This is a genomic window from Pseudoxanthomonas sp. (assembly GCF_027498035.1).
GTDB lineage: Bacteria > Pseudomonadota > Gammaproteobacteria > Xanthomonadales > Xanthomonadaceae > Pseudoxanthomonas_A.
Genome location: NZ_CP114978.1, coordinates 2,499,351 through 2,512,736 on the forward strand (window position 1 = coordinate 2,499,351; position 13,386 = coordinate 2,512,736).

8 protein-coding genes are annotated in these 13,386 nt (G+C 67.3%); 3 read left to right on the top strand and 5 right to left on the bottom strand.

The features are described from left to right. Nucleotides 1-188 precede the first annotated feature (188 nt). A complete protein-coding gene (locus O8I58_RS10865; RefSeq protein ID WP_298315604.1) occupies nt 189-989 on the top strand; it encodes a hypothetical protein in 801 nt (266 codons plus the stop codon). A 53-nt stretch (nt 990-1,042) separates the two neighbouring features. Here the strand turns inward: O8I58_RS10865 and O8I58_RS10870 are convergent, their stop codons facing one another. Next, a complete protein-coding gene (locus O8I58_RS10870) occupies nt 1,043-1,960 on the bottom strand; it encodes an AEC family transporter (RefSeq protein WP_298315607.1) in 918 nt (305 codons plus the stop codon). Nucleotides 1,961-2,127: 167 nt separating this feature from the next. On the opposite strand from O8I58_RS10870, the gene O8I58_RS10875 reads away from it, so the two are divergent. Then, nucleotides 2,128-5,832 (top strand): indolepyruvate ferredoxin oxidoreductase family protein, encoded by a 3,705-nt coding sequence (locus O8I58_RS10875; RefSeq protein ID WP_298322908.1) that lies wholly within the window; start codon nt 2,128-2,130, stop codon nt 5,830-5,832. A 430-nt stretch (nt 5,833-6,262) separates the two neighbouring features. Here O8I58_RS10875 and egtD read toward each other — a convergent pair whose 3' ends face one another. Together egtD and egtB are read right to left on the bottom strand one after the other, a co-directional pair. After that, the gene (egtD, locus tag O8I58_RS10880; protein ID WP_298315610.1) at nt 6,263-7,249 is read right to left on the bottom strand and encodes an L-histidine N(alpha)-methyltransferase; all 987 of its coding nucleotides are present in this window, start codon (nt 7,247-7,249) and stop codon (nt 6,263-6,265) included. Then, the gene (egtB, locus tag O8I58_RS10885) at nt 7,246-8,541 is read right to left on the bottom strand and encodes an ergothioneine biosynthesis protein EgtB (protein WP_298315614.1); all 1,296 of its coding nucleotides are present in this window, start codon (nt 8,539-8,541) and stop codon (nt 7,246-7,248) included. The genes egtD and egtB overlap by 4 nt, the downstream gene beginning before the upstream one ends. A 98-nt stretch (nt 8,542-8,639) precedes the next feature. Between egtB and O8I58_RS10890 the strand changes: the two genes are divergently transcribed. Continuing rightward, nucleotides 8,640-9,794, top strand: coding sequence for an aminotransferase class V-fold PLP-dependent enzyme (locus tag O8I58_RS10890; protein WP_298315617.1), 1,155 nt, complete (start codon nt 8,640-8,642; stop codon nt 9,792-9,794). A 54-nt stretch (nt 9,795-9,848) separates the two neighbouring features. On the opposite strand, the gene O8I58_RS10895 is transcribed toward O8I58_RS10890, so the two are convergent. Both O8I58_RS10895 and O8I58_RS10900 read right to left on the bottom strand, forming a co-directional pair. After that, nucleotides 9,849-10,982, bottom strand: coding sequence for an alpha/beta hydrolase (locus O8I58_RS10895; RefSeq protein ID WP_298315620.1), 1,134 nt, complete (start codon nt 10,980-10,982; stop codon nt 9,849-9,851). Nucleotides 10,983-10,985: 3 nt separating this feature from the next. Then, complete coding sequence (locus O8I58_RS10900; RefSeq protein ID WP_298315622.1) at nt 10,986-13,319, bottom strand: TonB-dependent receptor; 2,334 nt, start codon at nt 13,317-13,319, stop codon at nt 10,986-10,988. Nucleotides 13,320-13,386: the final 67 nt, after the last annotated feature.

A 13,386-nucleotide genomic window follows, 5' to 3' on the forward strand; every position in this document is an offset into this window, starting at 1 on the left:
GGCTTGAATCGACCACACCGCCGAGACACGCCGTGCCATGCAACGCCGGGAAGGGTGAGCGACACGCGTTCCCGCTACCGATCCTCACTAAAATCCTCGGTTTTTCAATTACTTGTCGCTTGCCGCATCTCCTTTCACTGCCGTACGCTCGGCGTCCCCACGCGGACCGATGGAGTGGAACGAACGCAATGGAGCAGCACCCTCACTCGCTTCCGGACCCATTGGAGACGGCGGGCACCGATACGCCTGGCGACGCACTCAGGCGCCTGGCGACCCACCTGATCCTGACGCATCAGCGAGCCGACGGCCGGCTTGCAACCCGGAACCTGGCCGGGCAGCTGGCTTCCGCAGCGGAGGCCGGCAACGTGCCGTTGCCGGCGCTGCTGTGCGCGGTGGTGTTGCAGCTTCCACCTGCCTCGGCACGACGCCTGGCGCCACGCGCGCCCTGGCGACGGAAGGGCTGCGTCTATCGCATGTTCGATGTGCTGGCTCCCATCCGCTGGTCGCGCTACCAGCTGCGCCAGTCACGTTATGCCTGGGTGCGCCAGCGCGCCGCCGATCGCCTGGGGGTTGGCGCGTTCACCCTGGTCGAGCGGGCCACCGACGTCGCGGTCGCCCGCTTCGCGCGCGTGGTCAACCTGCGCTGCTTCGCCTACCTGTTCGCGCAGGACCCGGCCTTCCGCAATCGGACCGTACAGCTGGTCCGCGCATTGGCCACACCCGTCCTGGCCAATCCTTCGGGCGCGGTGGCGCGCCTGAACATGGTTGCCCTGTCCGACCTGACCGCCTGGCACGGCACGGCCACGCCCTCGCATGCAACCGCCGATTACCAGCTCGGCGCCGAACTGGTGATGCTGGCCATCCCTGCCACCGTGTTCGACGACATCACCACGCAGATCCGCGCGTTGATGGAGGTCCATGGCAGCAACGTGCCGGACGTCGCAAGGCGCACCCCGGACATGCCGCCTACAGATCTGCAGGCCTGCTGAAACCGCCAGTTGGTGCGCGGGCGACACCACCCACGCAGGAAGACATCAGCCGCTCAACCCACTAGGTGCGGCAACAGCCAGGTCAATACCGGCAGCGTCACCAGTGACAGCACGATGGAATAGCCGGTAATCGCCGCACACAGGCGCGGGGCGAGGTTGTGCGAGATCGCCAGCGCAGCGGCGGTGATCATGGTGGGCATGGCCGACTCCAGCACGTTGACCTGGAACAGCTCGCCGCGCAGGCCAAAGGCATAGGCAATCGGCAATGAGATCAGCGGCATCACCACCAGGCGCAGCAGCACGCCGACGGCCAGCGGCTTGAGTTCGCGACGCGGCAGCCTGAGCTGGATCGACAACCCCACCGACAGCATCACCAGCGGCAGCATCGCATCGGACAGCTGCTGCAGGCCGCCGCCGATCCAGTGCGGCGGCGACGCCGGCATCAGCGTCAGTGCGAACGCCAGGGCCCACAACGGCGGGAACTTCACGATGCGCAGCGCGATCTGGCGCGTGGTCGGCGTGGTCTCGCCCGAGTAGCGCGCCAGGATGTAGATGCCCAGCGTGGACAGCATCAGGAACGTGCCGAACTGGTCGTACACGACGGCATAGGGCAGCGCATGGTCGCCGAGCAGCGCGCGCACCATCGGATAGCCGATGAAGCTGGAGTTGGAAAATCCCACGCAGATCAGCAGGGCGGCGTGCTCGCCACGCTGCAGCTTCAGCATCCGCGTCGCCAGCGTGACCAGCACGAAGGTCGCGCCCATCAGGATCCAGGGCGTGGCGACCAGGCCGATCAGCGACGGATCCAGGTGCAGGCGCGGCACGAAGGTCAGCACCGCCGCCGGCAGGCACACATAGAGCACCACCAGGTTGAGCACGTTGGCCGCGCCGTCCGGGAACAACTTCAGCCGCGCGAAGACCATGCCAAGGGCCAGCATGGCCAGGATCAGGGCAAACGCATCAAAGGCCACGGCAAGTCCTGGGAAGAGGATTCGCGCAGTCGTCCCGCGCTGCAGCATTGTCCGCGCCAGCCACCACGGCCGCAAATGCTGCATCGCCCACGCGCAGAAAGTTTCAGATGAACGCATTGCTAGACTCGGGCCGACGCCATCGCCACCCGCTTCCACCGGGCCAGCCAATGACCAGCACTGCCGAACTGATTTCGCCGTCATCCGCCAACACACCGGCCATCGCGACGCTCGACAACGACTACACGCTCGAACACAAGTACACGCGCACCGATGGGCGGATCTACCTGTCCGGCGTGCAGGCGCTGGTGCGGCTGCCGCTGATGCAGCGATTGCGCGACGACGCGGCCGGCTTGAACACCGCCGGCTTCGTCAGCGGCTATCGCGGCAGCCCGCTCGGTGGCTTCGACCTGGAGCTGTGGCGCGCGCGCAAGCACCTGGAAGCGGCCAAGGTGAAGTTCCAGCCCGGCCTCAACGAGGACCTGGGCGCGACCATGCTCTGGGGCACCCAACAGACCAACCTGTTCCCCGGCGCCACCGTCGATGGCGTGTACGGCATGTGGTACGGCAAGGGCCCCGGCGTGGATCGCAGCGGCGATGTGTTCAAGCACGGCAATGCGGCCGGCACCTCGCCGCTGGGTGGCGTGCTGGCACTGGCGGCCGACGACCACGCCTGCCGCAGCTCGACCCTGCCGCACGGCAGCGAAGAGGAATTCGTCAGCGCGATGATGCCCATCCTCAATCCGGCCGGGGTCCAGGACATCCTGGACATGGGCCTGGTCGGCTGGGCGATGAGCCGCTACACCGGGCGCTGGATCGGCTTCAAGACGATTGCCGAAACCGTGGAGTCCTCGGCCTCGGTCAACGTCGATCCGTTCGCGCGCAGGATCGTGCTGCCGGAGGATTTCATGATGCCCCCGGCGGGCCTGAGCATCCGCTGGCCCGATCCGCCGCTGGAGCAGGAAATGCGCCTGCATCGCTACGCCGTCGCGGCGGCACAGGCTTTCGCCCGGGCCAATCACATCGACCGCATCGTGCTGGATGCGCCACGCGCGCGGCTGGGCATTGTCACCACAGGCAAGAGCTACCTGGATGTGCTGCAGGCGCTGGAATATCTGGGCCTGGACCAGGCGGCCTGCGCCGACATCGGCATCCGCGTCTACAAGGTCGGCATGACCTGGCCGCTGGAACCGGTCGGGATCACGGCCTTCGCGCAGGGGCTGGAAGACATCGTCGTGGTCGAAGAGAAGAAGGCCTTCATCGAGCGGCAGATGAAGGAGCTGTTTTACAACTGGCCGGCTCACGCCGGTGCGCGTCCGTCCATCGTCGGCAAGTACGACGAAGCCGGCGAATGGATTCTTCCTTCGACCGGAGAACTCACCCCGGCCACGATTGCCGGGGTGATCGGCAGGCGCATCCAGCGCTTCGCCAACACCGAATCCATCGAACAGCGCTTGCACTGGATGGAAGCCAAGGAAGCCGAAATGGCGCTACCGCGCGCCAGCTTTCCGCGCGTGCCGCACTACTGCAGCGGCTGCCCGCACAACACCTCGACCGTGGTGCCCGAGGGCGCGCGCGCGATGGGCGGCATCGGCTGCCATTACATGGTGACCTGGATGGACCGGTCCACCGACACCTTCACCCACATGGGCGGCGAAGGCGTCACCTGGTCGGGGCAGGCGCCGTTCACGCAGACACCGCATGTGTTCCAGAACCTGGGCGACGGCACCTACTTCCACAGCGGCTCACTGGCGATCCGCCAATCCATCGCCACCGGCGTCAACATCACCTACAAGATCCTCTACAACGACGCGGTCGCGATGACTGGCGGCCAGCCCGTGGATGGCACGCTTACCGTGCCGGACATCGCCCAGCAGATGCGCGCGGAGGGTGTGCAGGTGATCGCGCTGCTGTCCGATGACATCGACAAGTGGCATGACCGCGCGGTGTTTCCCGATGGCATGACCTTCCACGACCGCAGCGAGCTGGATGCGGTGCAGCAGCACCTGCGCGCGGTGAAAGGCACCTCGGTCCTGATCTTCGACCAGACCTGCGCCACCGAGAAGCGCCGCCGCCGCAAGCGCGGCAAGCTGGTCGATCCGCCCAAGCGGGTGATGATCAACTCGCTGGTCTGCGAAGGCTGTGGCGATTGCGGGCAGAAGAGTTTCTGCGTGTCGGTGCTGCCGAAGGAAACCGAGTTCGGCCGCAAGCGCCAGATCGACCAGTCCAACTGCAACAAGGATTATTCCTGCGTGTCGGGCTTCTGCCCGAGCTTCGTCACCGTGCATGGCGGCAAGCCGCGCAAGGGCCAGCGCAGCGACGCGGCGACGCTGCTGGATGACCTGCCCGCGCCGGTCTTCAAGTCAGACCTCGCCCAGCCCTGGAACATCCTGATCACCGGCGTCGGCGGCACCGGCGTGGTCACCATTGGCGCGCTGCTGGGCATGGCCGGCCACCTGGAAGGCAAGGGTGCCAGCGTGCTCGACCAGACCGGCCTGGCGCAGAAAGGTGGCGCGGTCACCACCCATATCCGTATCGCGCGCACGCCGGAAGACATCCACGCCGTGCGCATCGCCGCCGGCGAGGCAGACCTGGTACTCGGCTGCGACATGGTGGTGGTCAACGACTACTGGGTGTTGTCCAAGGTCCGCGGCGAACGCGCGCAGGTGGTGCTCAACACCTACGAGGCGATGCCCGGCACCTTCACCACCCACCCGGACATGCAATTCCCGGCCGCCGAGATCATCGCCGGCGTGCGCGTGGCGCTGGGCGGGCGCGATCCGCTGCTGCTCGATGCCACGCAGCTGGCGACCGCGCTGCTGGGCGATGCCATCGCCACCAATCTCTTCATGCTGGGCTACGGCTGGCAGCAGGGACTGGTGCCGATCTCGTTCGAAGCGCTGATGCGCGCCATCGAACTCAATGGCGCCGCCATCGAGATGAACCAGCAGGCCTTTGCCTGGGGCCGGCTGGCAGCGATTGACCCGGCCGCCGTCGCCCAGGCCGCCGGCGTGATCCACACCCCGGGCACCCGCGAAGAACACACGCCGCAAGCGCTGCATCTCCTGCCGCCCGGCCAATGGGAAACCACCGAATGGGGTGCCAACAGTGCGCCGCGCAATCCGCACAACGCACGTCAGCTCCGCGACCTGCCCGAGACGGCCGCCGGCGACGGCGTGGCGCTCCTGCCGCTGGACGATGCACGCCTGTCGCGTTCGCTGGATGAAGCCATCGCGCGACGCAGCGCGTTCCTGGTCGATTACCAGGACGCGGCCTATGCGCGCCGCTATACCGATTTCATCGCCACGGTGCGCGATGCCGAAAGCGCCAGCGCGCCCGGTTCGACCGCGTTGACCGAAGCTGCCGCGCGCGTCCTGTTCAAGCTGATGGCCTACAAGGACGAATACGAAGTCGCCCGGCTCTACACCAATGGCGAGTTCCAGCGGAACCTGGAGCAGCAGTTCGAAGGCGACTACACGTTGCGCTTCCATCTCGCCCCGCCGCTGCTGGCCAGGAAGGACGCGCAAGGCCGACTGCTGAAACGGGAATACGGCCCGTGGATGCTCAAGGCCTTCGGCCTGCTGGCAAGGCTGAAGTTCCTGCGTGGCGGTGCGCTGGACATCTTTGCCCGCACCGAAGAACGACGCATGGAGCGGCAGCTGATCGAGGACTACCGCGCCACCGTGTCAGGACTGCTGACGACGCTCGACGCCACCCGCATCCCGCTGGCCGTGCAGATCGCCAGCGTGCACGAACAGATCCGCGGCTACGGTCACGTCAAGGACGCCAACCTGCACGCCGCCAAGGCCCGCCAGGCGCAGCTGCTGGCGCAGTGGAACAATCCGAAGGCGATCCCGATCGTGCAGGCCGCCTGACGCTTCTTGTAGAGCGGAGCTCGCTCCGCTGCACTCCGGTCAGATCGGAGGGAAAGCCCTAGCGGAGCAAGCTCCGCTCTACAAAAAAATTAAAGATCCGGCGTGCCTGACGGCGTCGCCATCCTGTAGAGCCGAGCTTGCTCGGCTGCGCTCCGGTCAGGTCATGGAAAAAGCCCTAGCGGAGCAAGCTCCGCTTTACAAAATAATAAAGACCCGGCGTACTGACGGCGTCGCCATCCTGTAGAGCCGAGCTTGCTCGGCTGCTCTCCTGGCAGGTTATGGGAAAGCCCTAGCGGAGCAAGCTCCGCTCTACAAAGGAATAAAGATCCGGCGTCCCTGACGGCGTCGCCATCCTGTAGAGCCGAGCATGCTCGGCTGCGCTCCGGTCAGATCGTTGGGAAAGACCCAGCGGAGCGAGCTCCGCACTCCATCAAGCCGGCTGCAACAGGCGCAGGCCGAACCAGTCGCGCGCGTCATTCCAGCCGTGGGTGGTCCTCAGGCCCGCATGCGTCGCCAGTGCGTTGAACCCGGCATCGGTGTACTTGTGGCTGTATTCCACCTGCATCGCTTCATCGGCTGCAAAGTCGAATGTCCTGCCCGCCAGCTGCACCGATTGCGCCCGCTGGCTGACCAGGAAGGTTTCGATGCGGCCGCGTTCGCGCGCATAGACCGCCTTGTGGCGGAATCCGCCCAGATCGAAGTCGCTGCCGATCTCGCGATTCAGCCGCGCCAGCAGGTTGAGGGTGAATTGCGCCGTGACACCGGCCGCATCGTTGTAGGCCGCCTCGATCAGCGCATCGTCCTTGTCCAGGTCGATGCCGATCAGCGCACAGCCATGGGCGCCCATCGTCTGGCGCATGGCGACCAGCAACCTGGCGGCTTCATCAGTGGTGAAGTTGCCAAGGGTGGAGCCGGGAAAGAACATCACCGTGCGCTGCGCCGGGCGCTTGGCCCCGGGCAGCGCCAGTGGCCTGGTGAAGTCGGCGCAGACCGGCAGCATTTCGATCTGCGGGAATTGCTGGGACAGCCGCGCGGTGCTTTCGATCAGGGCCGTGCGTGAGATCTCCACCGCCGTATAGGCCACTACATCGTGCAGGCTTTCGAGCAGCAACTCGGTCTTGCGTCCGCTGCCACTGCCGTATTCCACCACGTGCACGCCGGGGCCGATGGCCTGCGCGATCGAGGGCAGGCTCGCCTCAAGCAGGGCCAGCTCGGTGCCGGTGAGGTAGTACTCGGGCTGGCGGGTGATGGCCTCGAACAGGCGCGAGCCTTCCGCGTCGTAGAAATACTTGGATGGCAGGGTCTTGGGCGTCTTCGACAGGCCAGCCACCGCATCGGCGGCAATGTCGTCGGGCAACGGATGCAGGTCGGTCAACGCGGAGCGGGCGCGCATCAACGCGCTGGCGGCGGCATTCAAGGCAGATCCCTGGCAAGCCGCACGCCGGCGAACTGCCAGCGTGCATCGGCGGGGAAGAAGTTGCGATAGCTGGCGCGGATGTGGCTGCGCGGCGTTGCGCAGCTGCCGCCGCGCAGCACCCACTGCGCGTTCATGAACTTGCCGTTGTATTCGCCCAGCGCGCCCGGCCACGGGGCAAACCCCGGATACGGCAGGTAGGCGCTGCCGGTCCATTCCCAGACATCGCCGAACAGCTGCGCGAAGCCAGCCTCCGGGACCGCGGCAGAACGCGGGTGCAGCAGCCCGTCCTCGGCGAAGTTGCCGGCCATCGTGATGCCGGTGGCGGTCTGCTCCCATTCGGCTTCGGTCGGCAGGCGCGCGTCGGCCCAGCGCGCGAACGCGTCGGCCTCGAACAGGCTCAGGCCGCTGACCGGCGCGTCGGGATCGCGTTCGCGCCAGCCGCCCAGGGTGAACTCGCGTGCGCCGTCTTCATGCCAGTACAGCGGCCGCTGCCAGCCACGCGTTTGCACGGTGGCCCAACCATCGCTGAGCCAGTACGCGACCTGGTGGTAACCGCCGGCCTCGACGAAGGCCTGGAATTCGGCATTGCTCACCGGCCGGCTGGCCAGCGCATGCGCAGCCACCAGCGCGCGATGGCGCGGCGATTCATTGTCGTAGGCGAAGGCCTTCACCTGCGGCCAGGCATCAGCGCCGATCTGCACGATCTGTTCGTCGCGTTCGATCCAGCGCAGCGGCGACGCGCCGACACGGTCGTGGTGCAGGTTTTCACGATACGCCGGCTGCAGCGGATTGCTCCACAGCGCATGCCGGATGTCGGTCAGCAGCAGTTCCTGGTGCTGCTGCTCGTGCTGGATGCCGAGCTGCAGGATGTCCAGCGCCGCCTCGTCCAGCGCCTGCGCCTGCAGGCGTTCTTCCAGCTGCACTTCGACGTGGTCGCGATACGCCCAGACCTGTGCCAGCGATGGCCGCGACAACACGCCGCGCCGGGCACGCGCGTGCATCGGCCCGACGCTGGTGTAGTAGCTGTTGAACAGATAATCCCAGGCCGGATCGAACGCGCGGTAGCGCGCGTCGCTGGCCAGGATGAAGCGCTCGAAGAACCAGCTCGTATGCGCCAGGTGCCACTTGGCCGGACTGGCGTCGTCCATGCTCTGCACCATCGCGTCCTCGGCGCTGAGCGGCGCGGCCAGGGTGCGCGTCAACCCGCGCGTGGCACGGAAGCGTTCGAGCAGATCGGTCGTGCGCAATGTCCGGTCATCGCGGGGGATGGCCGCCGGTGGAGTTGCATGCATGCGTCAAGCTTAGGTGTGGATGGTGAAAGCCCTGTTAGATCGCGTTTTCACGCCGCGATAAGCTCGGCGGCATGCCGACGCGCACTGCAGACCTCATCATGCCACCGGTCGCCTGGGAAGATCGCCATGCCGCGTTCGCGCTGCCCGACGACGTGCGCTACCTGGATGTAGCTTCGACGGGGCCGCGACTGGCCAGCGTGCAGGCCGCCGCGCATGCCGCGGTGGAGCTGGCGGCCACGCCGTGGCGCAGCCCGCATGACGCGGTGATGCAGCAAGTTCAATCCGTCCGGCAACGTGCCGCCGATCTGCTGTTCGGCGGCGACGTGGACGGCGTGGCGATGATTCCTTCCGCGGCCTACGGGCTTGCGACGGCGGCACGCAATGTCCCGCTGGCACGCGGCGATGCGGTGCTGGTGCTGGACGGGCAGTTCCCTTCCAACCTGATTGCCTGGCAGCAGCGTTGTGCAGAAGTCGGCGCGCAGGTGGTCGCGGCAACCCCCGCGCCGGGGCAATCGCTCACCGATGCGGTGCTGGCCCAGCTCCAGGACACGCCGCGGATCGCGGTGGTGAGCCTGCCGCACTGCCACTGGCATGACGGGCGGCTGCTGGACCTGGATCGCATCGCACCGGCCGTGCAGGCGCGCGGCGCGGCGCTGGTGCTCGACCTCAGCCAGAGTGCCGGCGTGCTGCCGGTCCGGCTGGACCTGTGGAAACCGGATTTCGTGGTGTCGGTCGGCTACAAGTGGTTGCTCGGCCCGATCGGCCTGTCCTGGCTCTGGGCCGCGCCGCGCTGGCGCAGCCAAGGCACGCCGATCGAGCAGCACTGGATCACGCGCGATCCCGGCGCGGACTGGACGTTCCCCATCGCAGCGCCACCGCCGTTCCTGCCGGGCGCGCGCCGGTTCGATGCCGGCGCCATCAACGATCCGATCCGGCTGGCGATGGCCGCCGCCGGCCTGGCCCAGCTGCAGCACTGGGGCCTGCCGCGTATCGCGGCGGCGTTGGCCGAGGTCACTGCGGCACTGGATGCTGCATTGGAAGCACGCGGACTGGCGGACTGGAAGACGCCGGGCCACGCGCCGCATCTCACCGGGCTGCGCGTGCCCGGCGCCCGCCTGGACGCGGTGGCCGCGGCGTTCGCCGCACACCGGATCCTCTGCGCGCGGCGGCAGGGTGGCCTGCGGCTGGCGCCCTCGCTGACAGTGCGCCCCGCGCAGATGCAGGCCGTGGTGGAGATCGCTGCCAGCGCCTGACGCTGCAACCGCACTCGGTCATCCCGCGTGTTGCGGTGAGGACGCCCTGGTCGATCAACCCCCGCCACCGCCATGCCCGGTCCCGGCGACATGGTCGGCAACCACTGGCAAGCCGGCGTAGGACGACCAGGCGTTTGCGCAATCCGGCGCGCCAGGCGCCTGCGTCAAGCCCGCCTTGTCGGCCAGGAACTGGCAGCTGGCCGCGAACACCTGCGGCGCCGACTTCGAGCGCAGCGGCGAGGCAATCACGTGGTTGTCGGCCTGCGGGAAATCCACCATCTCGCGCGCGGCCGGCGGCGTGCCCAGCTGCGCGAACATCGCCCGCATCGCCGGCACCGAAACGGTCGGATCCTGGTGCTGCTCATCGCGGTAGAAGTAACCCAGGAACACCGGCATCCGGATCCTGGAAAACACCGCCGGCAGCATGCCGCCGCGGCTCAGCGCCACCAGCGCGCGATAGCCATCGACGTGGATCGCATCGGCCCAGTAGGCACTGCCGGCCGGATGCCGCAGCACCGGGTCGCCCCCATTCTTGCTCCACAGCAGCAGCTGTTCGCCCCAGGGCCACAACAGCGGCTGCAGCTGGTCGTCGCGTTCATGCACCAGCGGCGACCACAGCAGCAGCGCCTGCACCTGGCGCGGGTGCGCCGCCGCGGTCTGCACCGCCAGGGCGCCGCCCATCGAGGTGCCGATCAACACCACCCGGCGGCCCAGGGCCTGGCCCACCGCCAGCGCTTCGGCGGAGGCATCCAGCAGGCGCTGGGCATCGATGCCACGCAGCGCATCGGCAGCTTCCAGTCCATGCCCCGGCAGGCGTGGCAGGTAGAGGTTGCAGCCGAACACCCGCGCCAGCCGCTCATGCGCCGGCGCGCCCTCGCCCTGGCTGGCGCTGAAGCCATGCAGGTAGACGATCGCGCAACTGCTGCGCGCCGGATGCGCTGGATCGGCCCAGACGATGCGTGCGCGGGTGTCCTTGCGCAGCCCCGGCGTGGCGGCTTCGCGTGCATCGATCCAGGCCTGCAGGGCCAGCGGCGACTGCGGTACCGACGGCAGCGGCGAGGCCACCAGCCGCGGCACCACCCGCGGACCCAGGGCCAGCACGGCCAGCAACACCAACCCCAGGGCCAGCGCCAGCCACGCGTAGCGACGCCAGCGGCGCGGCGGCCGGCCCCCGACAGTCGTGGCCATGCCTCAGAACCGCCCCGACAGGCTGACCCCGAAGGTGCGTGGCGCGCCGCGGATGTAGGTCGGCAACCCGAACGTGGCGCCGGTGTTGCCGGCGTCGATCAGGTACTTCTCATCGGCCAGGTTGGCGCCGAACAGGCCCACGTCCCAGCGGCCGTTCTGGAAGGTGACCCCGGTGCGCAGGTTGACCAGCCCGTAGGCCTTCTGCGCCAACCCGGCGGTGTTCTCGTCGTCGAAGAACATCTTGTCCTTCCACTCATAGCTCGGGCGCAGGTAGAAGCGCCGGTTGCCACCGATGTCGTGGCCATACATCAACACCAACGACGCGCTGTTGTCCGGGCTCATGCGCAGGCGGTTGCCGCCCAGTTCCTGGGCCGACCCATCCTCGTCAACCGCGTTGAAGCGCGCCTTCATCCAGGTGTAGTTGAACAGCACACCCAGGTCGGCGTTGAAGTTGTGCTGCAACGACATCTCCAGTCCCGGCGCATGCGCGCGGCCGGCGTTCTGGGTCTTGTACTGGCCATCGACGTAGGCGCTGGACTGGAAGTTCTTGTAGTCGTAGTAGAACGCCGACAGGTCGTACAGGAACTTGCCCTGCGCCAGTTCGCCCTTCAGGCCGATCTCGCCGCTGGTCAGGATCTCCGCCGGCAGCTCGGTGGTGGCATCTGGCTGCACCTCGATCACGTTCGGCTTGCGGCCGCGCGAGACGCTGGCATACAGGTTGGCGCTGTCGCCCAACTGGTAGTTGGCCACCAGTCGCCCGGTCACGCCCCAGAAGCTGTCCGAAGCACGCAGCATCTGGCCGTTGGTGGTGGCGAACAGGTTGTTCGGCGTCACCGGGACACCGCTGGTGGTCAGGCCGAGCAGGCCCAGCGTGCCGGTGCCATCGGCGTTGATCGTGCGGTAGCCGGAGGTGATGTCTTCATGCGAGACACGCAGGCCGGCGGTCAGCTGCAGGCGGTTGGTCACATCGAAGCTGAGGTCGCCGAACGCTTCCACTGCATGGGTGGTCGATGCGTTGACGTAGCCTTCGGTGATGTCGTTGTTGAACGGCACATAGGCGCCGGCCAGCAGGTACTGGACCGGGTTGAGGTTGGATGCCACCAGTCCGTCGACCGCGCTCTGGTACGCAGCGTAGGCCGGATAGGACTGCAGCAGCAGCGGCCAGACCACGTTGGAGAACAGCGCGGCCTCGTCGGTCTGCAGCGTGACCTGCTGCTGGCCCTTCTCGTAGAACACGTTGCCGCCGACGAAGCCGCGCACGCGACCGCCACCGTCGTAGTTGAAGCGAAACTCCTGGCTGAGCTGCTTGCTCTTGACGTACTCGGACATCTCCAGCAGGTCCAGGTTGCTGCCGTCGGCGTCGAACTTCTCGTAGGAATTGAACCGGCGCAGGCCGGTGGTGGAGTTCAACTGCCAGCTGTCGCCCAGGCGGAAATTGCCCAGCACCGTCAGGCCCTGGATGCTGCGGTCCAGGCCGAGGTCGCTGCCGCGGTTGAGGTCCGAGTCGCCGTAGACATCGGTGGAGCCATTGCGGTTGGCCAGCGTGGCGCTATGGAAATCGGTGCCCGGCGGCGTGTCTTTCTGGTAGTTGAAGATGGCATCGACGCTGCCATCCTCCAGGTCGAAATGCAGGCTCAGGCGCGCGGCCTTGGTGTCCTCGCCATTGAGGTCGCCGCCGCTGAGATTCTTGACGTAGCCATCGTGCTGGGCATCGTAGATCGCCACGCGCGCGGACACCGCTTCGTTGAGCGGGGTGTTGTAGAAGGCGCTGAGCTTGTGGCTGGAATAGTTGCCCAGCTCGGCGTCGAAGCCGGAGGCCGTCGTGTTGCTGGCCTTGTTCTGGATCAGCGAGACCGCGCCGGCCTCGGCGCCACGGCCGAACAACGTGCCCTGCGGTCCACGCAGCACCTCGACCCGGTCCAGGTCATACAGCGCCACCGCCGAACCGCGCGAACGGCTGATGTCCACGCCGTCCTGGAAGATCGACACGCGCGAGGTCTGGGTGCTTTCGCCACTGTCGGTGGTGATGCCGCGGACCACGTAGCCGGGGTTGTTCGGGCTCTGCAGCTGGGCGTGGAAGCCCGGCACGAAGGCACTCAGCTCGTCCATGCGGGTGATGCCCAGCTTGCGCAGCATTTCGCCGCTGTAGGCGCTGATGGAGATCGGCACGTCGGCCACCTGCTGCTCGCGCTTCTGCGCGGTCACGGTGATGCGTTCAAGCTGCGAAGGCGTCGTTTCAGCCTCGGCCGCCAGCGCCGGCAGCGGGGCCAGGCAGGTCAACAGGGCCAGCGACAGCGGCGAGCGCCGCAACGGACGGAGCGTACGGATCAGGGTCATCAGCAAACAGACGGAAACGTGGCGAGCTGCCACCTATTCAGTCTGGCCGACGATCATGACAATTACG